At 51.1% G+C, this 22,273-nt stretch carries 20 protein-coding genes; 10 read left to right on the top strand and 10 right to left on the bottom strand.

Features of this window, described 5'->3' with window-relative positions; translation table 11 throughout:
• Nucleotides 1-92 precede the first annotated feature (92 nt).
• The 6 genes from rlmKL (at nucleotide 93) to rmf (ending at nucleotide 8,131) form a co-directional block, all read left to right on the top strand.
• Nucleotides 93-2,201, top strand: coding sequence for a bifunctional 23S rRNA (guanine(2069)-N(7))-methyltransferase RlmK/23S rRNA (guanine(2445)-N(2))-methyltransferase RlmL (rlmKL, locus tag OQV04_RS01690; RefSeq protein WP_032280662.1), 2,109 nt, complete (start codon nucleotides 93-95; stop codon nucleotides 2,199-2,201).
• Between the two features lie 11 nt (nucleotides 2,202-2,212).
• Nucleotides 2,213-4,120, top strand: a complete 1,908-nt coding sequence (locus OQV04_RS01685) for an ABC transporter ATP-binding protein (protein WP_000053083.1) — start codon at nucleotides 2,213-2,215, stop codon at nucleotides 4,118-4,120.
• Nucleotides 4,121-4,249: 129 nt separating this feature from the next.
• Nucleotides 4,250-5,503, top strand: a complete 1,254-nt coding sequence (gene pqiA, locus OQV04_RS01680) for a membrane integrity-associated transporter subunit PqiA (RefSeq protein ID WP_000333170.1) — start codon at nucleotides 4,250-4,252, stop codon at nucleotides 5,501-5,503.
• 4 nt (nucleotides 5,504-5,507) lie between these two features.
• Entirely contained in the window at nucleotides 5,508-7,148 is a 1,641-nt protein-coding gene (gene pqiB, locus OQV04_RS01675; protein WP_000445541.1) for an intermembrane transport protein PqiB, read from the top strand.
• Nucleotides 7,145-7,708, top strand: coding sequence for a membrane integrity-associated transporter subunit PqiC (gene pqiC, locus OQV04_RS01670; RefSeq protein WP_000759110.1), 564 nt, complete (start codon nucleotides 7,145-7,147; stop codon nucleotides 7,706-7,708). The genes pqiB and pqiC overlap by 4 nt, the downstream gene beginning before the upstream one ends.
• A 255-nt stretch (nucleotides 7,709-7,963) precedes the next feature.
• The gene (gene rmf, locus OQV04_RS01665) at nucleotides 7,964-8,131 is read left to right on the top strand and encodes a ribosome modulation factor (RefSeq protein WP_000828648.1); all 168 of its coding nucleotides are present in this window, start codon (nucleotides 7,964-7,966) and stop codon (nucleotides 8,129-8,131) included.
• Between the two features lie 69 nt (nucleotides 8,132-8,200).
• Here rmf and fabA read toward each other — a convergent pair whose 3' ends face one another.
• The gene (gene fabA, locus OQV04_RS01660) at nucleotides 8,201-8,719 is read right to left on the bottom strand and encodes a bifunctional 3-hydroxydecanoyl-ACP dehydratase/trans-2-decenoyl-ACP isomerase (protein ID WP_000227927.1); all 519 of its coding nucleotides are present in this window, start codon (nucleotides 8,717-8,719) and stop codon (nucleotides 8,201-8,203) included.
• Between the two features lie 68 nt (nucleotides 8,720-8,787).
• On the bottom strand, nucleotides 8,788-10,548 hold the full coding sequence (locus OQV04_RS01655; RefSeq protein ID WP_032280665.1) for an AAA family ATPase: 1,761 nt from the start codon (nucleotides 10,546-10,548) through the stop codon (nucleotides 8,788-8,790).
• 185 nt (nucleotides 10,549-10,733) lie between these two features.
• Here OQV04_RS01655 and matP point away from each other — a divergent pair, with 185 nt between their 5' ends.
• Complete coding sequence (gene matP / locus OQV04_RS01650) at nucleotides 10,734-11,186, top strand: macrodomain Ter protein MatP (protein ID WP_000877161.1); 453 nt, start codon at nucleotides 10,734-10,736, stop codon at nucleotides 11,184-11,186.
• 75 nt (nucleotides 11,187-11,261) lie between these two features.
• On the opposite strand, the gene ompA is transcribed toward matP, so the two are convergent.
• Complete coding sequence (gene ompA / locus OQV04_RS01645) at nucleotides 11,262-12,314, bottom strand: porin OmpA (protein WP_032280676.1); 1,053 nt, start codon at nucleotides 12,312-12,314, stop codon at nucleotides 11,262-11,264.
• Nucleotides 12,315-12,670: 356 nt separating this feature from the next.
• A complete protein-coding gene (gene sulA / locus OQV04_RS01640) occupies nucleotides 12,671-13,180 on the bottom strand; it encodes an SOS-induced cell division inhibitor SulA (protein WP_000288706.1) in 510 nt (169 codons plus the stop codon).
• Between the two features lie 218 nt (nucleotides 13,181-13,398).
• Here sulA and sxy point away from each other — a divergent pair, with 218 nt between their 5' ends.
• On the top strand, nucleotides 13,399-14,028 hold the full coding sequence (sxy, locus tag OQV04_RS01635; protein WP_000839153.1) for a CRP-S regulon transcriptional coactivator Sxy: 630 nt from the start codon (nucleotides 13,399-13,401) through the stop codon (nucleotides 14,026-14,028).
• On the opposite strand, the gene yccS is transcribed toward sxy, so the two are convergent.
• A complete protein-coding gene (yccS, locus tag OQV04_RS01630) occupies nucleotides 13,991-16,153 on the bottom strand; it encodes a YccS family putative transporter (protein ID WP_136747830.1) in 2,163 nt (720 codons plus the stop codon). The genes sxy and yccS overlap by 38 nt on opposite strands.
• A 9-nt stretch (nucleotides 16,154-16,162) precedes the next feature.
• Nucleotides 16,163-16,609 carry a YccF domain-containing protein gene (locus OQV04_RS01625; protein WP_001261235.1) on the bottom strand — a complete coding sequence of 149 codons (447 nt, stop codon included), beginning with the start codon at nucleotides 16,607-16,609 and terminating at the stop codon, nucleotides 16,163-16,165.
• A gap of 122 nt (nucleotides 16,610-16,731) precedes the next feature.
• Between OQV04_RS01625 and helD the strand changes: the two genes are divergently transcribed.
• Nucleotides 16,732-18,786 carry a DNA helicase IV gene (helD, locus tag OQV04_RS01620; protein WP_000420536.1) on the top strand — a complete coding sequence of 685 codons (2,055 nt, stop codon included), beginning with the start codon at nucleotides 16,732-16,734 and terminating at the stop codon, nucleotides 18,784-18,786.
• Between the two features lie 31 nt (nucleotides 18,787-18,817).
• Here helD and mgsA read toward each other — a convergent pair whose 3' ends face one another.
• The gene (gene mgsA / locus OQV04_RS01615) at nucleotides 18,818-19,276 is read right to left on the bottom strand and encodes a methylglyoxal synthase (protein ID WP_032280666.1); all 459 of its coding nucleotides are present in this window, start codon (nucleotides 19,274-19,276) and stop codon (nucleotides 18,818-18,820) included.
• Nucleotides 19,277-19,371: 95 nt separating this feature from the next.
• The gene (locus OQV04_RS01610) at nucleotides 19,372-20,034 is read right to left on the bottom strand and encodes a DUF2057 family protein (protein ID WP_000847791.1); all 663 of its coding nucleotides are present in this window, start codon (nucleotides 20,032-20,034) and stop codon (nucleotides 19,372-19,374) included.
• A gap of 172 nt (nucleotides 20,035-20,206) precedes the next feature.
• Between OQV04_RS01610 and OQV04_RS01605 the strand changes: the two genes are divergently transcribed.
• Nucleotides 20,207-20,620: a CoA-binding protein gene (locus OQV04_RS01605; protein WP_000665217.1), complete on the top strand. Its 414-nt coding sequence runs from the start codon at nucleotides 20,207-20,209 to the stop codon at nucleotides 20,618-20,620.
• A gap of 44 nt (nucleotides 20,621-20,664) precedes the next feature.
• On the opposite strand, the gene hspQ is transcribed toward OQV04_RS01605, so the two are convergent.
• On the bottom strand, nucleotides 20,665-20,982 hold the full coding sequence (gene hspQ / locus OQV04_RS01600) for a heat shock protein HspQ (RefSeq protein WP_001295356.1): 318 nt from the start codon (nucleotides 20,980-20,982) through the stop codon (nucleotides 20,665-20,667).
• Nucleotides 20,983-21,039: 57 nt separating this feature from the next.
• On the bottom strand, nucleotides 21,040-22,230 hold the full coding sequence (gene rlmI / locus OQV04_RS01595; protein WP_032280667.1) for a 23S rRNA (cytosine(1962)-C(5))-methyltransferase RlmI: 1,191 nt from the start codon (nucleotides 22,228-22,230) through the stop codon (nucleotides 21,040-21,042).
• Between the last annotated feature and the right edge of the window lie 43 nt (nucleotides 22,231-22,273).

The following is a 22,273-nucleotide window of genomic DNA, read 5'->3' as shown; positions in this document are numbered from 1 at the left end:
GTGTACGCTCCGGTTTCTCCGCGCTGTCCATGTCCAGACTGACTGCAACAATTACGCCTACTGCGGTAGGCTCTTAGAGTAAAAGTGACGATATGAATTCTCTGTTTGCCAGTACGGCCCGTGGGCTGGAAGAGCTGTTAAAAACTGAACTGGAAAACCTGGGGGCCGTTGAATGCCAGGTGGTTCAGGGTGGGGTCCATTTCAAGGGCGACACACGGCTTGTTTACCAGAGCCTGATGTGGAGCCGCCTGGCCTCGCGTATTATGTTGCCGCTGGGCGAGTGTAAGGTTTACAGCGATTTAGACCTCTATCTCGGTGTTCAGGCGATCAACTGGACAGAGATGTTTAATCCTGGCGCGACCTTCGCTGTCCACTTCAGTGGTTTGAATGACACCATCCGCAACAGTCAGTACGGTGCGATGAAAGTGAAAGACGCGATCGTCGATGCTTTCACGCGGAAAAATCTGCCGCGTCCAAATGTTGATCGCGATGCGCCGGATATCTGCGTTAACGTCTGGCTGCATAAAGAAACCGCCAGTATCGCTCTTGATCTGAGTGGTGATGGTTTACATCTGCGTGGCTATCGCGATCGTGCTGGTATTGCGCCGATCAAAGAAACCCTGGCAGCCGCTATTGTGATGCGATCCGGCTGGCAGCCAAGAACACCGCTGCTCGATCCGATGTGTGGTTCCGGTACGTTGCTGATTGAAGCGGCGATGCTGGCGACCGATCGCGCACCAGGCTTGCACCGTGGGCGTTGGGGCTTTAGCGGCTGGGCGCAGCATGATGAAGCTATCTGGCAGGAAGTGAAAGCGGAAGCGCAAACTCGCGCACGTAAAGGCCTGGCTGAGTATAGCTCTCATCTTTACGGTTCGGACAGCGACGCACGGGTGATTCAACGTGCACGCACTAACGCCCGTCTTGCGGGGATTGGTGAACTGATCACCTTTGAGGTGAAAGATGTCGCGCAACTGACCAATCCGCTGCCGAAAGGGCCGTACGGCACAGTGTTAAGCAACCCGCCATACGGGGAACGTCTGGACAGCGAACCGGCGCTGATTGCGCTGCATAGCCTGCTGGGTCGGATCATGAAAAACCAGTTTGGTGGCTGGAATCTCTCTTTGTTTAGTGCCTCGCCGGATCTGCTAAGCTGCTTGCAGCTGCGTGCAGACAAACAGTACAAGGCGAAAAACGGCCCGCTGGACTGCGTACAGAAAAATTACCACGTTGCCGAAAGCACTCCAGACAGCAAACCGGCGATGGTAGCGGAAGACTACGCCAACCGCCTGCGTAAGAACCTCAAAAAATTCGAGAAGTGGGCTCGCCAGGAAGGAATTGAATGTTACCGCCTGTATGACGCCGATCTGCCGGAATATAACGTTGCCGTTGACCGTTATGCCGACTGGGTGGTGGTGCAGGAGTATGCACCGCCAAAAACTATTGATGCTCACAAAGCGCGTCAGCGTCTGTTCGATATTATCGCTGCAACCATTTCGGTACTGGGGATTGCGCCAAACAAACTGGTGCTGAAAACCCGTGAACGCCAGAAGGGCAAAAACCAGTACCAGAAACTGGGCGAGAAGGGCGAGTTTCTTGAAGTTACCGAATATAACGCTCACTTGTGGGTGAACCTGACGGATTATCTCGATACTGGTCTGTTCCTCGATCACCGTATCGCCCGCCGTATGCTCGGTCAGATGAGCAAAGGCAAAGATTTCCTCAACCTGTTTTCTTATACCGGCAGCGCCACCGTGCATGCGGGATTAGGCGGTGCACGCAGCACCACCACCGTGGATATGTCGCGTACTTATCTGGAGTGGGCAGAACGCAACCTGCGTCTGAATGGCCTAACCGGGCGTGCGCATCGCCTGATTCAGGCCGATTGCCTGGCGTGGCTGCGTGAGGCAAATGAACAGTTCGATCTGATCTTTATCGATCCGCCAACCTTCTCTAACTCTAAACGAATGGAAGATGCGTTTGATGTTCAGCGCGATCATCTGGCGCTGATGAAAGATTTGAAACGTCTGCTGCGTGCAGGTGGGACGATCATGTTCTCGAACAACAAACGTGGCTTCCGTATGGATCTCGACGGCCTGGCAAAACTGGGACTGAAAGCACAAGAAATTACGCAAAAAACGCTCTCCCAGGATTTCGCCCGTAACCGCCAGATCCACAACTGCTGGCTGATTACCGCAGCCTGAAAGGAATAGTAATGTCATTAATCAGTATGCATGGCGCATGGCTGTCGTTCAGCGACGCGCCGCTTCTCGATAACGCAGAACTGCATATCGAAGATAACGAACGTGTTTGTCTGGTGGGCCGCAACGGCGCAGGCAAATCGACGTTAATGAAAATCCTCAACCGTGAACAAGGGCTGGATGACGGTCGCATTATTTACGAGCAGGATTTGATTGTAGCGCGTCTGCAACAGGATCCGCCGCGTAACGTTGAGGGTAGTGTTTATGATTTCGTTGCCGAAGGCATTGAAGAACAAGCGGAATACCTGAAACGCTATCACGATATTTCGCGCCTGGTGATGAACGACCCGAGCGAGAAAAATCTCAACGAACTGGCAAAGGTTCAGGAACAGCTGGATCACCACAACCTGTGGCAGCTGGAAAACCGCATCAACGAAGTGCTGGCGCAACTGGGGTTAGATCCTAATGTTGCGCTGTCGTCGCTTTCCGGCGGCTGGTTGCGTAAAGCGGCATTAGGACGCGCGCTGGTGAGCAATCCGCGCGTATTGCTGCTCGACGAACCGACTAACCACCTGGATATCGAAACCATCGACTGGCTGGAAGGGTTCCTTAAAACCTTCAATGGGACGATTATTTTCATCTCCCACGACCGTTCGTTTATCCGCAATATGGCGACGCGCATTGTTGATCTCGATCGCGGCAAGCTGGTGACCTATCCGGGCAATTACGATCAGTACCTGCTGGAAAAAGAAGAAGCCCTGCGCGTGGAAGAACTACAAAATGCCGAGTTCGATCGCAAACTGGCGCAGGAAGAAGTGTGGATTCGCCAGGGGATCAAAGCACGCCGTACCCGTAATGAAGGCCGCGTACGCGCCCTGAAAGCGATGCGTCGCGAGCGTGGCGAACGTCGCGAAGTGATGGGTACCGCAAAGATGCAGGTGGAAGAGGCCAGCCGCTCCGGTAAGATCGTTTTCGAAATGGAAGACGTTTGCTACCAGGTTGACGGAAAGCAACTGGTGAAAGATTTTTCTGCCCAGGTTCTACGTGGCGACAAAATTGCCCTGATTGGTCCGAATGGGTGCGGCAAAACCACGCTGCTGAAACTGATGCTCGGTCAGCTTCAAGCGGACAGCGGACGTATTCACGTTGGCACCAAACTGGAAGTGGCTTATTTCGATCAGCACCGTGCGGAACTGGATCCCGATAAAACGGTGATGGATAACCTTGCCGAAGGTAAGCAAGAGGTGATGGTTAACGGCAAGCCACGCCACGTATTGGGCTATTTGCAGGACTTTCTGTTCCATCCGAAACGGGCGATGACGCCGGTACGTGCGCTTTCTGGCGGTGAGCGGAACCGCTTGCTGCTGGCGCGTTTGTTCCTCAAACCAAGCAACTTATTGATTCTTGACGAACCGACCAACGATCTTGATGTCGAAACGCTGGAACTGCTGGAAGAACTGATCGACAGCTACCAGGGCACGGTATTGCTGGTTAGCCACGATCGTCAGTTTGTCGATAACACCGTTACAGAATGCTGGATCTTCGAAGGCGGCGGTAAAATTGGTCGTTATGTCGGCGGTTATCATGATGCCCGTGGTCAGCAAGAGCAGTATGTGGCGCTCAAACAGCCTGCGGTGAAGAAAAACGAAGAACCCGCCGCGCCAAAAGCAGAAACTGTAAAACGCAGCAGTAGCAAACTAAGCTATAAATTGCAGCGCGAACTGGAGCAGCTACCGCAATTGCTCGAAGATCTGGAGGCGAAGCTGGAAGCCCTACAGACGCAGGTGGCGGATGCTTCCTTCTTCAGTCAGCCGCATGAGCAGACGCAAAAAGTGCTCGCTGATATGGCTGCCGCAGAACAGGAACTGGAGCAAGCCTTTGAACGCTGGGAGTATCTTGAAGCGTTAAAAAATGGTGGCTGATCGCAAAATAGTCGATTTAAACAGAGACAGCTGACAACGGTAGAATTGCCTGATGCACTGGGTTTATCAGGCATGAAAACCAACACTTTGTTAGTCATCTGTAAAATAGCGCATCATTAAGGAGTACCAATGTGCGAACATCATCATGCCGCGAAGCACATCCTGTGCTCGCAGTGTGACATGCTGGTGGCGTTACCGCGCCTTGAGCATGGTCAGAAAGCGGCATGTCCCCGGTGTGGCACAACGTTAACCGTGGCGTGGGATGCCCCTCGGCAGCGTCCTACCGCCTATGCGTTGGCTGCACTGTTCATGCTGTTGCTGTCCAACTTGTTTCCTTTTGTGAATATGAACGTTGCAGGAGTTACCAGTGAAATTACATTACTGGAAATTCCCGGCGTGCTTTTTTCTGAGGACTACGCCAGCCTCGGCACCTTTTTCCTGTTGTTTGTGCAACTGGTTCCCGCGTTTTGTCTGATAACCATTCTGTTACTGGTGAATCGCGCGGAATTACCGGTCCGTTTAAAAGAGCAACTGGCACGGGTGCTTTTTCAACTCAAAACCTGGGGAATGGCGGAGATTTTCCTCGCGGGTGTGCTGGTCAGTTTCGTTAAACTGATGGCTTACGGCAGCATTGGCGTAGGCAGCAGCTTTCTCCCCTGGTGTTTATTTTGTGTCCTGCAACTGCGTGCTTTTCAGTGCGTTGATCGTCGCTGGTTATGGGACGATATCGCCCCGATGCCAGAACTGCGCCAGCCGCTAAAACCAGGCGTCACGGGGATACGTCAGGGGCTGCGTTCGTGCTCCTGTTGTACGGCAATCCTTCCTGCTGATGAACCCGTGTGCCCGCGCTGTGGTACTAAAGGGTACGTTCGACGTAGAAACAGCCTGCAATGGACACTCGCGCTGCTTGTTACGTCCATCATGCTGTATCTTCCGGCTAATATTTTGCCCATCATGGTGACGGATTTATTAGGCTCGAAGATGCCGTCGACGATTCTCGCTGGGGTCATCCTGTTATGGAGCGAAGGCTCTTATCCCGTCGCTGCGGTGATCTTTCTGGCCAGTATTATGGTGCCAACGTTAAAGATGATCGCCATCGCGTGGCTGTGTTGGGATGCCAAAGGGCATGGCAAGCGCGACAGTGAAAGAATGCATTTGATTTATGAAGTTGTTGAGTTTGTAGGCCGCTGGTCGATGATTGACGTTTTCGTTATCGCGGTGCTCTCGGCGCTGGTGCGTATGGGAGGTTTAATGAGTATTTATCCGGCAATGGGTGCATTAATGTTTGCTTTAGTCGTCATAATGACAATGTTTTCTGCTATGACGTTTGACCCGCGTTTGTCGTGGGATCGTCAACCTGAATCAGAGCATGAGGAGTCCTGACAGTATGGAATCTAATAATGGGGAAGCCAAAATCCAGAAAGTGAAGAACTGGTCTCCCGTGTGGATATTTCCTATCGTCACGGCGCTCATTGGGGCCTGGGTTCTTTTTTATCATTACAGCCATCAGGGACCGGAAGTGACCCTGATCACCGCGAATGCGGAAGGAATTGAAGGTGGCAAAACCACCATTAAAAGCCGTAGCGTTGACGTCGGCGTGGTTGAAAGCGCCACACTCGCTGATGATTTGACACACGTTGAAATCAAAGCGCGGCTGAATTCCGGTATGGAAAAATTGCTGCATAAAGATACCGTCTTTTGGGTGGTGAAACCGCAGATTGGTCGAGAAGGGATTAGCGGTCTGGGAACCCTGCTGTCTGGGGTTTATATCGAACTGCAGCCAGGCGCGAAAGGCAGCAAAATGGATAAATACGATTTGCTGGACTCGCCACCGTTGGCCCCGCCTGATGCGAAAGGTATCCGTGTGATTCTCGATAGCAAAAAAGCCGGGCAGCTCTCGCCAGGAGATCCGGTGCTGTTCCGTGGCTATCGGGTAGGTTCGGTTGAAACCAGCACCTTCGATACGCAAAAACGCAATATCAGTTATCAACTGTTCATCAATGCACCTTATGACCGACTGGTGACCAGCAATGTTCGCTTCTGGAAAGATAGTGGCATTGCGGTTGATCTGACGTCAGCGGGAATGCGTGTGGAGATGGGCTCATTGACAACGCTGCTGAGTGGCGGTGTCAGCTTTGATGTGCCGGAAGGTCTGGATTTAGGGCAGCCAGTGGCACCGAAAACAGCTTTCGTTTTGTATGATGATCAGAAGAGCATTCAGGATTCGTTGTACACCGATCACATTGATTATCTGATGTTCTTTAAAGATTCGGTACGCGGTCTGCAACCGGGAGCTCCGGTAGAATTCCGGGGTATTCGCCTGGGTACCGTAAGCAAAGTGCCATTCTTTGCGCCGAATATGCGTCAGACATTTAACGATGATTACCGTATTCCGGTGCTGATTCGTATCGAGCCAGAGCGGCTGAAAATGCAGCTTGGCGAAAATGCGGATGTTGTTGAGCACCTTGGCGAATTGTTGAAACGTGGTTTACGCGGATCGCTGAAAACCGGAAACCTGGTCACTGGCGCACTGTATGTTGATCTCGATTTCTATCCAAATACGCCTGCAATAACCGGTATTCGTGAATTTAATGGTTATCAGATTATCCCGACCGTTAGTGGCGGCCTGGCGCAAATCCAGCAACGACTGATGGAAGCGTTGGATAAGATCAACAAACTGCCATTGAATCCGATGATTGAACAGGCAACCAGTACGCTTTCTGAAAGTCAACGCACAATGAAAAACCTGCAAACGACGCTGGATAGCATGAACAAGATCCTCGCCAGCCAGTCGATGCAGCAGTTGCCGACGGATATGCAGTCAACGTTGCGTGAATTGAATCGCAGCATGCAGGGCTTCCAGCCTGGCTCCGCAGCCTACAACAAGATGGTGGCGGATATGCAGCGCCTTGATCAGGTGTTGCGAGAACTGCAACCGGTGCTGAAAACGCTCAATGAGAAGAGTAACGCGCTGGTATTTGAAGCGAAGGACAAAAAAGATCCAGAGCCGAAGAGGGCGAAACAATGAAAAAGTGGCTAGTGACGATTGCAGCACTGTGGCTGGCCGGATGCAGCTCCGGCGAAATTAATAAAAACTATTACCAGTTACCTGTGGTGCAGAGCGGTACACAAAGTACCGCCAGCCAGGGCAATCGCCTGTTATGGGTAGAGCAGGTCGCTGTACCTGACTATCTGGCGGGGAATGGTGTGGTTTATCAAACCAGTGATGTGAAGTATGTGATTGCCAACAACAACTTGTGGGCCAGCCCGTTGGATCAACAGTTGCGCAACACCCTGGTTGCCAACCTGAGCACGCAACTGCCCGGCTGGGTGGTTGCCTCCCAGCCTCTGGGAAGCGCCCAGGACACGCTCAATGTTACCGTAACGGAGTTTAACGGTCGCTATGATGGCAAGGTCATTGTCAGTGGTGAGTGGCTGTTGAACCACCAGGGACAACTGATCAAACGTCCGTTCCGTCTGGAAGGAGTGCAAACTCAGGATGGTTACGATGAGATGGTTAAAGTGCTGGCCAGTGTCTGGAGTCAGGAAGCCGCTTCTATTGCACAAGAGATAAAGCGTCTACCTTAATTATAAAGATTTGTAAATATAACCGTCTCCGGTATGTTGCCTGAGGCGGTTTTTTTGTTTCTAACGTGCGGAAAAAGTTGTTCCTCTTCACATTTTTTGTACAACCGACATGCCCGTGTAGCTCACAAATATGACAGTGGCGTGAATTTTGCGCATTGACGGCAGTTATGATTCGCGGTATTGCTTAACTGTGATTGCACATTTAGTAATCACTGTTTTCTTTTCCACCAGAAACCAGTATGAGGGAAACGAGGCATGAAGAGACAAAAACGAGATCGCCTGGAACGGGCACATCAACGTGGTTATCAGGCCGGCATCGCCGGACGCTCAAAAGAAATGTGTCCCTATCAGACGCTGAATCAAAGGTCACAATGGCTGGGAGGCTGGCGAGAAGCCATGGCGGACAGGGTAGTAATGGCCTGATTCTGTCTCTTTAAAAAGAAACCTCCGCATTGCGGAGGTTTCGCCTTTTGATACTCTGTCTGATTATAATCAGAAGGCAGACGTATCCTGGAACAGACCGACTTTCAGGTCGCTGGCGGTATAGATCAGACGACCATCAACCAGCACTTCGCCATCTGCCAGACCCATAATCAGACGACGATTAACAATGCGTTTAAAGTGAATACGGTAGGTCACTTTTTTCGCTGTCGGCAGTACCTGACCAGTGAATTTCACTTCGCCAACGCCCAGCGCGCGGCCTTTACCTTCGCCGCCCAGCCAGCCGAGGTAGAACCCTACCAGCTGCCACATTGCGTCCAGGCCCAGGCATCCCGGCATAACCGGATCGCCAATAAAGTGGCATCCGAAGAACCACAGATCCGGATTGATATCCAGTTCTGCTTCAACATACCCTTTGTCGAAGTTACCACCCGTTTCGGTCATTTTGACCACACGGTCCATCATCAGCATGTTCGGTGCTGGCAATTGCGGGCCTTTAGCGCCAAACAGTTCACCGCGACCAGAGGCAAGAAGGTCTTCTTTTGTATAGGATTCGCGTTTATCTACCATGTTCTCTGTAAGCCTTATTTTATTGAAGCACGCAGGATAGCTAACACGTGTACGCTGAACAAGTCCGATCAGTTCGGAATAAACCAGTTCAGCCAACGTAATGGCCATGGAAAACGGTGACGTCCTTCCTGTTGCGATGCTTGCGCGATACGTTCCTGGATGGTTTGCATCAGCGTCGTTTGGCCTTCGCCATCCCACACCAGATTTAATAATAACGGCAGTGCGTCAGTCACATCGTCTACTGCCCAGATGGTGAATTTGCCTTCTTCTACCGCTTTCACCAGTTCACTGTGAAGACTTAAATGGCGAACGTTAGCAGTGGGGATAATGACACCTTGTTTACCCGTTAACTCACGTTGCTGGCAAATAGCAAAGAAGCCTTCGATTTTCTCATTTAAACCACCGACCGGCTGGGCGCGACCGAACTGATCGACTGAACCTGTGATAGCGATACTCTGATTCACCGGCACATCAGCGAGGGCGCTTATCAGGGCGCAGAGTTCAGCCATCGAGGCACTATCTCCATCAACTTCACTGTATGACTGCTCAAATGTCAGCGATGCTGAGAAGGGGATCTGTTGCTCAAGCTGTAGTTCCGACATCAGGAACGCCTGCATGATCATCATCCCTTTCGCATGGATATTGCCGCCAAGCTCCGCTTTGCGTTCGATGTCGGTGAATTCACCATCGCCAATATGCACAACGCAGCTAATGCGAGAAGGTTCGCCAAAAGCGCGTGGATGACCCGGAAATTCAATGACCGAAAGGGCGTTAATTTGCCCGATGCGTTCGCCTTCGGTTTCAATCAGGATTTGCTCCTGAAGGATCTCATCCTGCATGCGTTCAGCGAGGAAACCTTCACGCCATTCACGCTGCTGTAGCATTAAGTTTAGCTGCTCGCCGGAGAAGGTGTCGCCATCACACAGGGAGGCGACTTCTTTACACTGGCGGAGGATCCACTGCGGGCTAAGCGGAAGTGTTTCTTGTTCACCGGTGTAGCGTACTGCTTCGCGGATAAGTACCGGCCAGGAATCCGCTCCCGGTGCAGGTAAGTGATTATGTCTGGCGGTAAATGTCACCCAGCGACACCACTGGCTTACTGACTCCGCATCGACAATCTGCAGAGTATCTTCAAATTCGCTATAAATAGCCTGCTCTGAAAGCTCTGGCTCCATCTCCTGGAAATCAGCCAATGATTCGCGTTCGCCTACCAGAATGACTTTCAGCTTCAATGGCATCGAAGGCACAGAGACGGGGAGAGGGCGCGACTCATCAAACGCAACCCAGTCAAAACGCTCGCGGTTAACGATATTTTTCAGCCGCATCCACAGCAGAGGTTGCGCCAGCAGTGTACGCAAAGAGATGATGAGAATACCGCCATTTGCCTGATGCACCAGACCAGGCTGCAGGGTAATGTCGCCATTAAACTGGCGCAGGCAGCCAAAGAGTTGCTCCGCTTCTACCCAGTCGGCAGCGACAACTTGCGTTAAAGTCGCAAAATTATCATCTGCATTCACTGCGTGACGTAAGCGGATGCTGTGGCCGGAAACCTCATAGTGACCGCCCACCAGTTGGCCTGCATCGCTTTGTAGCGTACGCGCGGCGTCGGCAATAAGATTCAGATACTCAGACTCTTCCGGGGCCTTAGCCAGCATAAAAGAGGAGGATGCTCGCGTATGCAGCAACTGCTCCAGCGCAAATTGCAGTCGCGGTTGAGTATCACTGAATAAAGGATCGTTTTCGTCAATCAAATGTGGCTGAGCAAATATTTCCTGATAGCTATCGGTATCAGGAACCAGGTCACGCCATGCAAGTTTCGTAATGGTCAAAGTTGATGTTTTTTAGTCTGTTGTCAAAGCCGCGATTATACCGTAACCGGCACTACAGCACACGTAGAAAGCACCGACAATACTCCTGGCATGGGCGTTAAAGCTCACAGGATGGAGATTCTTTTCTTCACTGGCCTAAAAAACTGATATTCTGTAAAGAGTTACACGGTAACATTGAGATCGCTATGAAATATCAACAACTTGAAAATCTTGAAAGCGGTTGGAAATGGAAGTATCTGGTGAAGAAGCATCGCGAAGGGGAGTTAATCACCCGTTACATAGAAGCCAGTGCCGCCCAGGAAGCCGTCGATGTGTTGCTCTCGCTGGAAAATGAACCCGTGCTGGTAAATGGCTGGATTGACAAGCATATGAATCCGGAACTGGTCAATCGCATGAAGCAAACCATTCGGGCCAGACGGAAGCGCCATTTTAATGCGGAACACCAGCATACGCGCAAAAAATCGATCGATCTGGAATTTATTGTCTGGCAACGTCTGGCTGGTCTTGCGCAGCGTCGCGGTAAAACGCTTTCTGAAACGATTGTTCAGCTGATTGAAGATGCGGAAAACAAAGAGAAATACGCGAATAAAATGTCTTCTTTGAAGCAGGATCTGCAGGCATTGCTGGGTAAGGAATAACTGACGAAGTCAGTTCAATTTACTAAAGGCGAAAAAAAACCCCGCAGCTGCGGGGTTTTTCTACCAGACGAGAACTTAAGCCTGCGGCTGAGTTACAACGTCTTTGATGCCTTTAACTTCGATCTCTACGCGACGATCCGGAGCCAGGCAGTCGATCAATGCAGCACGCTGTTTCACGTTGTCACAGGTGTTGCCAGTAACCGGGTTGGATTCGCCCATACCACGTGCGGAGATCTTGTCTGCCGGGATACCTTTAGAGATCAGGTAATCAACAACAGACTGAGCACGGCGCTCGGACAGACCCTGGTTGTAAGCGTCAGAACCGATGCGGTCGGTGTAACCCAGAACAACTACGGAACCGTCTTTCGGATCCAAGTTGCTCAGCTGGCTGTACAGCTGATCCAGAGCAGCCTGACCTTCCGGTTTCAGGGTAGCTTTGTTGAAGTTGAACAGAACGTCAGACTTCAGAGTGAAGTGCTTGGTCTGTACTTCCGGTGCTGGAGCTGGAGCCGGAGCAACTACCGGAGCTGCTTCGCCCTGACCGAAACGGTAGGAAACACCCAGGCTCAGCAGGCCGTTGTCCGGACGAGTGCCGATGGTGTGTGCGTCACCGATGTTGTTGGTCCACTGGTATTCCAGACGGGTAGCGATTTCAGGAGTGATCGCGTACTCAACACCGCCAGCGAAGACCGGAGAAACGCCGGTGTCGTGGTCTTTAGTGGATACGCCACCAGGTACGTTAGACTTGGTGTCTGCACGCCATACCATACCACCCAGACGAGTGTAAACGTCCAGATCGTCAGTGATTGGGTAACCCAGTTTAGCGGTCAGCTGAACGCCCTGAGCTTTGTAAGCGCCGTTGATGTTGTCGCCTTTGTACGGCATACGACCTAACCAGTCGTAACCCATTTCAAAGCCAACATACGGGTTAACCTGGTAACCACCAAAAGCACCAGCGCCCAGTTGGTTTTCATGGGTCGGGCCATTGTTGTCGATGAAACCAGTGTCATGGAACTGGGACCAGCCCAGTTTAGCACCAGTGTACCAGGTGTTATCTTTCGGAGCGGCCTGCGCTACGGTAGCGAAACCAGCCAGTGCCACTGCAATCGCGATAGCTGTCTTTTTCATTCTTTGCGCCTCGTTATCATCCAAAATACGCCATGAATATCTCCAACGAGATAACACGGTTAAATCCTTCACCGGGGGATCTGCTCAATATTAACTCTACCGATATCTTCGGCTTATGCCGAGCACCCCTGGCGATGTAAAGTCTACAACGTAGTTGAAAACTTACAAGTGTGAACTCCGTCAGGCATATGAAAAAAAAGTCTTGTATAAGGTATGTTTAATCTTTTTTGTCAGCGACAATTTACAGAAGAAAATCGCGGAAACCGCTTCAGACAAGCCTCCGCAAGGAAAATTAGTCACGACTGAAAGCATTGGCTGGGCGACAAAAAAAGTTCCAGGATTAATCCTAAATTTACTTAATGATACAAATTAGAGTGAATTTTTAGCCCGGAAAGTTGTCTCGTTGCGTGAGAGGATGCGCTTACCGGACGCATAATAAACCCCATCGCGTTACCTTCATTTGCCGCATCAACAAGTTCAGCATGCTCTTCTTCAGTCAAATCATCTGCCAACCAACCGATCACCACACTGTAATTGCCCGTGCGTAAAGCGCGAACCATTGACTCCACAGTGTGGCAAGGGGGGAGCTGGCTAATCTGCATTACTTTCGTTAAGGGTAGCCCAGATGCCTGAACCCATTCCCGACTCAGTTTTTGTTGCGGTGTTAACCAGAGTTGCCAGCGCGATTGCTGACCGAGTTGCTGTAACAATGGCAACAGTAGAAGTTGCGTCATCATGGGCTGATCTTCGCGATAGACAACTTCACTGATAAGCCCGGCTGTAGTGTTTTCCGTAGAGACACGCGCAATTTTACTTGCTGCGGATGAGAACGACGAAGAACGATGTGCATAGCCTGAAGTGTACATAATCAATCCAGCCCCTGTGAGTTACTGTATGGATATACAGTACATCCAGTGACAACAAAGATCAACCCTATTTTCGGAAAGAGCCTCGCAAATTTTGTCGTTGGTGACGGGAAAACATAAATTAATCTTGCCCCTTAAGAATAAGTTGCCTATTTTCGTAGTTAACGGATCCGTTAATGTGAATCATTCTTTTATGTTATGATTTTAAAAGGAATTTTATGAAAAGCCTCTCCTATAAGCGGATCTATAAATCACAAGAATACCTGGCAACGTTGGGCACAATTGAATACCGATCATTGTTTGGCAGTTACAGCCTGACCGTTGACGACACGGTGTTTGCGATGGTTTCTGATGGTGAGTTGTATCTTCGGGCTTGTGAGCAAAGTGCACAGTACTGTGTAAAACATCCGCCTGTCTGGCTGACATATAAAAAGTGTGGCCGATCCGTTACCCTCAATTACTATCGGGTTGATGAAAGTCTATGGCGAAATCAACTGAAGCTGGTGCGTCTGTCGAAATATTCTCTCGATGCAGCGCTGAAAGAGAAAAGCACGCGCAATACCCGGGAAAGACTGAAAGATTTGCCCAATATGTCTTTTCATCTGGAAGCGATTCTCGGGGAGGTGGGGATTAAGGATGTACGGGCGTTACGTATACTTGGGGCAAAAATGTGTTGGTTGCGACTGCGGCAGCAAAACAGTCTGGTGACAGAAAAGATTCTGTTTATGCTTGAAGGTGCCATTATCGGCATTCATGAAGCTGCGCTCCCGGTGGCACGCCGCCAGGAGCTTGCAGAATGGGCTGACTCTCTTACGCCGAAACAGGAGTTTCCTGCGGAACTTGAGTAATCTGGCGTTGCAGACGACCAATCTCAGGCAGTAATGCAATCAATAACCCAACTTGTTGTACGACCAGAGGTTCTTTGCTGTCTGCCCGTGGTTCAAGTTGCTGCATCCGCTGTTTCAGGCCAGCTAATGCCTGATTGACGCGTTCTTCATCAGCAGGTTGATGATGTAACGCGTCATCAACATAGCAAACTGCGTCATCAAGAAACGCCAGAATTTCAGGATTAGTTAACTGCTCCCGGTGAGCACCGAGGGCTGAGATATAGCTGGTAAACGTATGGTTAAGGCACAGCAACCGAAACGCGGCTTCGCGAATTTGCGGGGTAACGTTCGGTTCGCTGGACATATTTGATACCACCGACGCCAGTTCAGCATCACGGTTGTGTGCATCGCGGCGGGCAATACGATACGCAAGACGGTTATCACGCCCCTGATGGTATTGCTCCAGTATGGCATCGAGATAGCGACAGTTGGCCTCTGTGGCGCGTTCGAGCATGCGCGGCAGATTGCGAAACTGCCAGTCAGGCCAGATGTAGCTCACTGCCGCCCACGCAATGGCACAACCAATCAGCGTATCGATTACGCGAGGTAACGCTACTTCAAAACCTTCACCCAGTAAGTTAAAACACAGTAGCACCAAAAGTGTGATGAACATCGTTGCATGAGCGTATTGCACGTTACGGAAGGCAAAAAAGAGCACGCCGGTAATAACCAGCAGCACCAGCTGCCCTTCCAGTGATGGCACAAACCACAGCACAGGAATGCCAATGGCGATACCTACCAGCGTACCAATAATCCTTAACTTCAGGCGGTGGCGCGTGGCGTTATAGTTTGGCTGGCAGACAAACAAACTTGTCAGCAAGATCCAATACCCGTGATGCATTCCGGTTATTTGAATGATGGCGTAGCCGAAGCACAACACCAGCGACATTCTTACCGCATGACGGAAGAGGGCGGATTCCGGCGTGAAGTGACGGCTAAGACGCAGCCAGATATCACTCAATCCGTGCGGGCTGTCATCAGCGAGCTCATTTTCGTCATTATTATGGGGCAGTGCCTGGGCCTGTTCTGATTCAATTGTTGCCAGTTGGGCATCAATGGCGCGTAAATTGTTCAGCAAAAATCCCAGTATTTTGAGTAAATCGGCAGGCGCGCCGTTATCGCGCATCCGCTCCAGGGCAGCATCAATATGCGTAAAAGCGCGCTCAAAATGCGGATCATGTTGATAAGGCTGACGCAGCAAAATACAGCGTGACAGTTGCTGGCACGCCTGGCCCTGCATCGACATCAGCCGCTGAAAACGGAACAGCACGTCGCTGTGGCGAAAATGTTCACGCAATGTTTGATACTGAATATGAGAAGAGCTGGCACGCTCGTGAATATCCTGTGCGACAAAGTAATAATGCAGCGTGCGACGCGTTCCCCGTTGACCACGATCGCCACGTAAGCGGGTCAGCAGCGAGAGTTTCGTCTGATTCAATGTCGCCATCAGCTGACCGTTGGCGAGAGCCAAATCGTACAGCGGTGCCTGGCTTTCATCTTCAATATCAGGATCAAACATGCGCGACTTGAGCTCAAGATAACGCGCCAGTTGTTCATAGCAACGCGCCAGGTTGTCCTGCAGCGGGCGGACCGGGAACAGCAGATGACCAATAAGTGTCAGGACGTTGTACCAGACGGCACCAGCCAGCAGATACATCGGCTGCTGATACCAGTGCTCATACAGTGATGTTCCCAACATAGTGTAAATGGCGATCAGCAATGCACCGAAGGCAATTGTTGCATAGCGTTGACCCAGACCGCCGAGCAAAATGAAGCCGCTGGTAGAGAGCGTTAAGCCAATCGCAAATAGCCAGGGCCAGGGAAACAGCAATTCTACTGAGGCCGAGGCGATAAAAAAGCAGAACAGCGTAATGATGAGGTTACGCAAACGTCCCGCCAGTCGGTCATCGAGATCGGTCAGCGCCGCTGCCACCATCCCCAGCGTCAGCGGAATCGTCAGTTTTACATCACCCAGCCACCACGGAAACGCTGTGGTTCCACAAAGCGCAATAAAAATACGCGCGTAATACAGCCAGGCGCTGTTCCATGTATAGCGTTTGAGCAAAGGACTTAGCATAAAGGCCATATTAGTGGATTATTCAAAACGACGACGTGCATTGGCTTCACGCGCAGCTTGCGCTGTTTCTACCGATACCACGCGACGACCAACCGGCCATAGTGCAATAGCGGCAATTTTAAAGTTCGCAATGCCGACAGGAATGCCAATGATTGAAATACATTGTGCGATGCCCGTTGCAATGTGCATCAGGCATAACCACCAGCCAAAGAAAATCAGCCAGAAAATATTCAATACCGTACCGCCAGTATTCAGCAGCACATTTTTGCCAGCCGGGTTCAGTTCATCGACATGAATAGCTTCATTGCCATAAGGCACCAGAGACAGTTTAGTGATCTCCCAGCAGGATCGTGTCAGCGGTAAGGTAAAAATCAGCACAATACTGACCAGAGTCGCCAACAGCCAGCCCAGAGTGGTGGCAAATCCGCCAAGCACAAAGTTCAGAATGTTCAAAACGGTACGCATAAAACCTCGCTTTACTGTGGTTTTCAGTAATGGGCGGCAATTGTAACGTTTTTTTGGGCTGGAGCACGTTTTCTCTGACGGTTACACTGATAAGAAATAATTTCGTGTGGATCTACAGAGTCATGGAACTGAAAGCGACAACGCTTGGAAAACGTCTGGCACAGCACCCTTACGATCGGGCGGTGATCCTCAATGCCGGGATTAAAGTCTCCGGCGATCGCCACGAATACCTTATTCCTTTCAATCAATTACTGGCGATTCACTGTAAGCGCGGTCTGGTATGGGGCGAGCTGGAATTTGTACTGCCGGACGAAAAAGTGGTGCGTCTGCACGGCACCGAATGGGGCGAGACGCAGCGTTTTTACCATCATCTTGATGCTCACTGGCGGCGGTGGAGTGGCGAGATGAGCGAAATTGCGTCTGGTGTTTTACGCCAGCAACTGGATTTGATTGCCACGCGCACTGGAGAAAATAAATGGCTGACGCGTGAGCAAACCTCTGGCGTTCAGCAACAAATCCGCCAGGCTTTGTCGGCGTTGCCGTTGCCGGTTAACCGACTGGAAGAATTCGATAACTGCCGTGAGGCGTGGCGTAAATGTCAGGCCTGGTTGAAAGATATTGAAAGCGCTCGGTTGCAGCATAACCAGGCGTATACCGAAGCCATGCTTACCGAGTATGCGGATTTTTTCCGCCAGGTCGAGTCTTCACCGCTGAATCCGGCGCAGGCCCGGGCAGTCGTTAATGGCGAGCATTCTCTGTTAGTGCTGGCAGGTGCAGGAAGCGGAAAAACGTCGGTGCTGGTGGCCCGTGCAGGCTGGTTGCTGGCGCGTGGTGAAGCGTCCCCTGAGCAAATTTTATTGCTGGCGTTTGGTCGCAAAGCCGCTGAAGAGATGGACGAGCGTATTCGCGAACGGCTACATACCGAAGACATTACCGCACGCACGTTTCATGCGCTGGCGCTGCATATTATTCAGCAGGGCAGCAAAAAAGTTCCGATAGTCAGCAAACTGGAAAATGATACCGCTGCCCGTCATGAACTCTTTATTGCTGAGTGGCGCAAGCAATGCAGCGAAAAGAAAGCGCAGGCGAAGGGCTGGCGGCAATGGCTGACGGAAGAAATGCAGTGGTCAGTGCCAGAAGGTAACTTCTGGGATGATGAAAAATTACAGCGTCGTCTTGCCTCACGCCTCGATCGTTGGGTAAGTCTGATGCGGATGCACGGTGGTGCACAGGCAGAAATGATTGCCAGTGCACCCGAAGAGATTCGCGATCTGTTCAGTAAACGTATCAAGTTGATGGCCCCGTTATTAAAAGCCTGGAAAGGTGCGCTGAAGGCAGAAAACGCTGTCGATTTTTCGGGCCTTATTCATCAGGCGATTGTGATTCTGGAGAAAGGTCGCTTTATCAGCCCGTGGAAGCATATTCTGGTTGATGAATTTCAGGATATCTCGCCGCAGCGGGCAGCGTTGTTAGCGGCATTACGCAAGCAAAACAGTCAGACGACGTTGTTCGCCGTTGGTGATGACTGGCAGGCGATTTACCGATTCAGCGGTGCGCAAATGTCGCTCACCACCGCTTTCCATGAAAACTTTGGTGAAGGCGATCGCTGTGATTTAGACACGACTTACCGTTTTAACAGTCGTATCGGTGAGGTGGCAAACCGGTTTATTCAGCAGAACCCAGGCCAGCTGAAAAAGCCGCTAAACAGCTTAACCAATGGAGACAAAAAAGCCGTCACGTTATTGGATGAGAGTCAACTTGACGCTTTGCTGGATAAGCTCTCTGGTTATGCCAAACCGGAAGAGCGCATTCTGATCCTGGCGCGTTACCATCACATGAGGCCTGCCAGCCTGGAAAAAGCGGCAACACGCTGGCCGAAGTTGCAAATCGACTTTATGACCATTCATGCCAGCAAAGGGCAACAGGCGGATTACGTCATCATCGTTGGCTTGCAGGAGGGAAGTGATGGTTTTCCGGCTGCGGCGCGGGAGTCGATTATGGAAGAGGCGCTACTGCCACCGGTTGAGGATTTCCCGGACGCTGAAGAACGGCGGTTAATGTACGTGGCGCTGACCCGGGCACGCCATCGAGTATGGGCACTGTTTAACAAAGAGAATCCCTCTCCCTTTGTGGAAATACTGAAAAATCTGGATGTGCCGGTGGCGAGAAAACCGTAAGAAACAGGTGGCGTTTGCCACCTGTGCAATATTACTTCAGACGGTCCGCGAGATAACGCTGATAATCGGGGATCAGAATATCGACCGCGTCGTTGAAATGCGGCGACTGGATAATGAAGTCTGCCGTTGCCACGTTGGTGGCGACCGGAATGTTCCATACCGTCGCCAGACGCAGCAAGGCTTTCACGTCAGGATCGTGCGGCACGGCATTTAGTGGATCCCAGAAGAAAATCAATACATCAATTTTCCCTTCTGAGATCAATGCGCCAACCTGCTGGTCACCCCCCATTGGGCCACTCAACATCGCGTTGACGTTCATGCCGGTTGCGCGGGAAATCAAGTTACCGGTAGTGCCTGTTGCATACAGTATGTGTTGTTCCAGTAACGGTTGATGCCGTTCCACCCAGCTCATCAGCATTTGTTTGCAGTGATCGTGTGCTACCAGCGCAATATGTTTCCGCGCAGGTAAAGTGCGAGTCGTCAGTTCCATAATGTACATCCGTAGTTAACTTTCCTACAGATTACTGTAAGCACTTATCGCTGCAAGATAAAGACCGAAAAAGCCTGCGCACAGGCACAAAAATCTCAGGAAGATGGTTGTTTTTCCGCCCATTGCAGGAAAGTATTTCGCGTTTGTGGGTCAGCCAGTTTAAACCAATACTTCAGCCGTTGTTCTGTGAGCACCTGAGACTGCGGTGGAATAGCATCCAGCTCGGAAACACCCGAAAGCAGCGTACTGTCATCTGCCATCATCGTGGCAAATTGCGGTAGTGAAGCGCGTTTCGCGGATTTGTTATAGCGTTCAACCTCGACCTCATAATCAATCGTTTTTGCCGTTGAGGTAATGGCGAGAATATCTAGCTTTACCGGAATCGGCGTCGCATCGCCATCCAACAATTCAAGGCGCGGCGCGGCATCAAAATGGTTAGCTTCCCGCTCATTCTCCAGGCGAGGCAGGCGAAAATTGACCTGGTTGATGAGCTGGGTATTAAAACTGACCACCAGCGGTGGGGATATATACAGCCGTTCTTCACTATTGGAAAGATGAATCGTCTTCTCAACGCGAAACACTAACTGATGCGGTCCATTATCCAGTTCAATGCTGTCCGCACCGCGCAGCAGAGAGCTGGAGACCTTCTTGCCGTCGAGTACCAGAAGATCGACATCGGTTGAAAGCCGCAGCGTGGTGGCAAAAACGGATACCGGCAAACATAATGCAATCAAGGTGGTCACGATGCCGGTTTTCATAGGTAGCTCCTGTCAAAAGACCGCCCGAATAATAATGTGTCAAAATTTTTCTTTAATCATACTTACTAACATATAGACATATTTCCCGCTTTTGCTCTCATTCATTCGTATTAGCTGCATGGTTGGCATGTCGGCTTTGTCGTACACTTTGTGAAACAGTCTGGAGGAAATAATGAAAGAAACCGATATTGCAGGCATTTTAACGTCCACTCATACCATTGCGCTGGTGGGGGCAAGCGACAAACCCGATCGTCCCAGCTATCGCGTGATGAAATATCTACTCGACCAGGGGTATCACGTCATTCCGGTTTCGCCAAAAGTTGCCGGCAAAACGCTGCTAGGCCAGCAGGGGTATGGCACGCTGGCAGACGTTCCGGAAAAGGTCGATATGGTCGATGTTTTCCGTAATTCAGAAGCGGCGTGGGGCGTGGCACAGGAAGCTATTGCCATTGGCGCGAAAACCCTCTGGATGCAACTGGGGGTGATTAATGAGCAAGCGGCAGTACTGGCACGGGATGCCGGGTTGAATGTGGTGATGGATCGCTGCCCGGCTATTGAGATCCCTCGCCTGGGCCTGGCCAAATAAAAAATCCCCGGAAGGCAAAAACCTTCCGGGGATTTGTTCAGGGATTAGTTACGCAGACGCGGGGCCTGGAGTTGTTTGCGGATGGTCTGCGCCAGCTCATCCATGGATGGCTGTTCAGGATGTTCATCCTGCAATTCGCTACTTAGCTGGGCTTCAGCCAGGTAGGTATGAACCGGTAGGCCGTTATCGTCCTCCATCACCACGTGATACCACGGAGCGGCGCGAAGCTCGTCATTCACCGCCAGCTCATCAGGCGACGGTTCAGAGAGCGAATAAACCGGGTCGATATCCACGACCACTCCGAGATAACCTAACAGGGAATGGCGGACCTGCTGGCCGATACCGAATTTGCTGGCAATCATAGTCACCTCCCGGGAAATCTTTACCTTTGATATAAGGGTAAAATTCCACATTTCAAGTTACATGACGCGACAGGCAAACCCTTTCAGATATAGCCCTTCCGGATAGGTAGCGATCACCGGATGATCGGCCGCCTGACGGAACTGCTCTATAAATTGTACATCACGACCGGCATCAATTGCGGCATCCGCGATGATTTTCTGAAATAAATCGCTGGTCATCAGACCGGAACAGGAGAAAGTCAGGAGAATACCGCCTTCATTCAGCAACTGAATCGCCAGCATGTTGATGTCTTTATAGCCACGACACGCGCCCATCAACTGGCTTTTATTCTCAACAAACTTCGGCGGGTCCATCACGATAACGTCAAATTTTTCACCGCGATCGCGATAAGTACGCAGCAATTTAAAGACATCATCACGGACAAACTCAGCCTTGCTCAGATCCAGTTTGTTCAGCTCAACGTTCTGCCGTGCAATATCCAGGGCTTCCTGGGAGGTATCAACGCTGACAACCTGGTTGCAACCGCCCATCAGTGCCGATACGGCGAAACCACCGGTATAGGAGAAACAGTTCAGTACGCGTTTATTTTCAACGTAGCGGCGGGTAGCCAGGCGGCTGTCTCGCTGGTCCAGGTAGTAGCCCGTTTTGTGTCCGTGCTGTATGTCCACCAGCAGCTTCATGCCATGTTCTTCAATCGGCAGCAGGGCAGGCGGCAACTCGCCGGTGACGAGGCCCTGGGTCAGCTCCATCCCTTCTTTTTTACGTACCGCAACATCGCTGCGATCGTAAATCGCACATTCCGGGTACAGCGTTTGCAGGGCGCTAATTAATGCCGCGCGCTGATACTCTGCCCCAGCACTCAGCAGTTGCAGCACCAGAAAATTACCGAAACGATCGATAGTAATACCCGGCAGGCCATCAGATTCACCGGCGATTAAACGATAGCTGTCGAGGCCATCTTTTTGCGCCAGCCAGTCACGCCATTTTTGTGCTTGTTGCAAACGGCGGGAAAAAAAAGCAATGTCGATAGACTCAGACGGGTCAAACGTCCAGACGCGCGCCCGGATTTGCGAAGCTGGCGAATAAGCGCCGCGTGCTAACCATTTTCCCTGATGATCAACAATATCGATGGTTTCACCGAGGCTGGCTTTACCTTCCATGCGGGCAACGGCCCCGGAAAAGACCCACGGATGGCGACGAAGTAATGATTTTTCGCGCCCTTTGGCTAACACTAAACGTACACTCATAATTTACTTTTCTGTCGATGCAAAGAAATGGGCGTCATTGTCC

Source organism: Escherichia sp. Lx600-2 (assembly GCF_036662595.1).
Classification (GTDB): domain Bacteria; phylum Pseudomonadota; class Gammaproteobacteria; order Enterobacterales; family Enterobacteriaceae; genus Escherichia; species Escherichia coli.
Note: the sequence above shows the minus strand (reverse complement) of the source record. Positions and strands in the feature narration are given on the sequence as shown.

Excerpts from the sequence above, each read along its gene's own strand:
- rlmKL (WP_032280662.1), top strand. The coding sequence starts at position 93 with ATGAATTCTCTGTTTGCCAGTACGGCCCGTGGGCTGGAAGAGCTGTTA.
- OQV04_RS01685 (WP_000053083.1), top strand. The coding sequence starts at position 2,213 with ATGTCATTAATCAGTATGCATGGCGCATGGCTGTCGTTCAGCGACGCG.
- pqiA (WP_000333170.1), top strand. The coding sequence starts at position 4,250 with ATGTGCGAACATCATCATGCCGCGAAGCACATCCTGTGCTCGCAGTGT.
- pqiB (WP_000445541.1), top strand. The coding sequence starts at position 5,508 with ATGGAATCTAATAATGGGGAAGCCAAAATCCAGAAAGTGAAGAACTGG.
- pqiC (WP_000759110.1), top strand. The coding sequence starts at position 7,145 with ATGAAAAAGTGGCTAGTGACGATTGCAGCACTGTGGCTGGCCGGATGC.
- rmf (WP_000828648.1), top strand. The coding sequence starts at position 7,964 with ATGAAGAGACAAAAACGAGATCGCCTGGAACGGGCACATCAACGTGGT.
- fabA (WP_000227927.1), bottom strand. The coding sequence starts at position 8,719 with ATGGTAGATAAACGCGAATCCTATACAAAAGAAGACCTTCTTGCCTCT.
- matP (WP_000877161.1), top strand. The coding sequence starts at position 10,734 with ATGAAATATCAACAACTTGAAAATCTTGAAAGCGGTTGGAAATGGAAG.
- ompA (WP_032280676.1), bottom strand. The coding sequence starts at position 12,314 with ATGAAAAAGACAGCTATCGCGATTGCAGTGGCACTGGCTGGTTTCGCT.
- sulA (WP_000288706.1), bottom strand. The coding sequence starts at position 13,180 with ATGTACACTTCAGGCTATGCACATCGTTCTTCGTCGTTCTCATCCGCA.
- sxy (WP_000839153.1), top strand. The coding sequence starts at position 13,399 with ATGAAAAGCCTCTCCTATAAGCGGATCTATAAATCACAAGAATACCTG.
- yccS (WP_136747830.1), bottom strand. The coding sequence starts at position 16,153 with ATGGCCTTTATGCTAAGTCCTTTGCTCAAACGCTATACATGGAACAGC.
- OQV04_RS01625 (WP_001261235.1), bottom strand. The coding sequence starts at position 16,609 with ATGCGTACCGTTTTGAACATTCTGAACTTTGTGCTTGGCGGATTTGCC.
- helD (WP_000420536.1), top strand. The coding sequence starts at position 16,732 with ATGGAACTGAAAGCGACAACGCTTGGAAAACGTCTGGCACAGCACCCT.
- mgsA (WP_032280666.1), bottom strand. The coding sequence starts at position 19,276 with ATGGAACTGACGACTCGCACTTTACCTGCGCGGAAACATATTGCGCTG.
- OQV04_RS01610 (WP_000847791.1), bottom strand. The coding sequence starts at position 20,034 with ATGAAAACCGGCATCGTGACCACCTTGATTGCATTATGTTTGCCGGTA.
- OQV04_RS01605 (WP_000665217.1), top strand. The coding sequence starts at position 20,207 with ATGAAAGAAACCGATATTGCAGGCATTTTAACGTCCACTCATACCATT.
- hspQ (WP_001295356.1), bottom strand. The coding sequence starts at position 20,982 with ATGATTGCCAGCAAATTCGGTATCGGCCAGCAGGTCCGCCATTCCCTG.
- rlmI (WP_032280667.1), bottom strand. The coding sequence starts at position 22,230 with ATGAGTGTACGTTTAGTGTTAGCCAAAGGGCGCGAAAAATCATTACTT.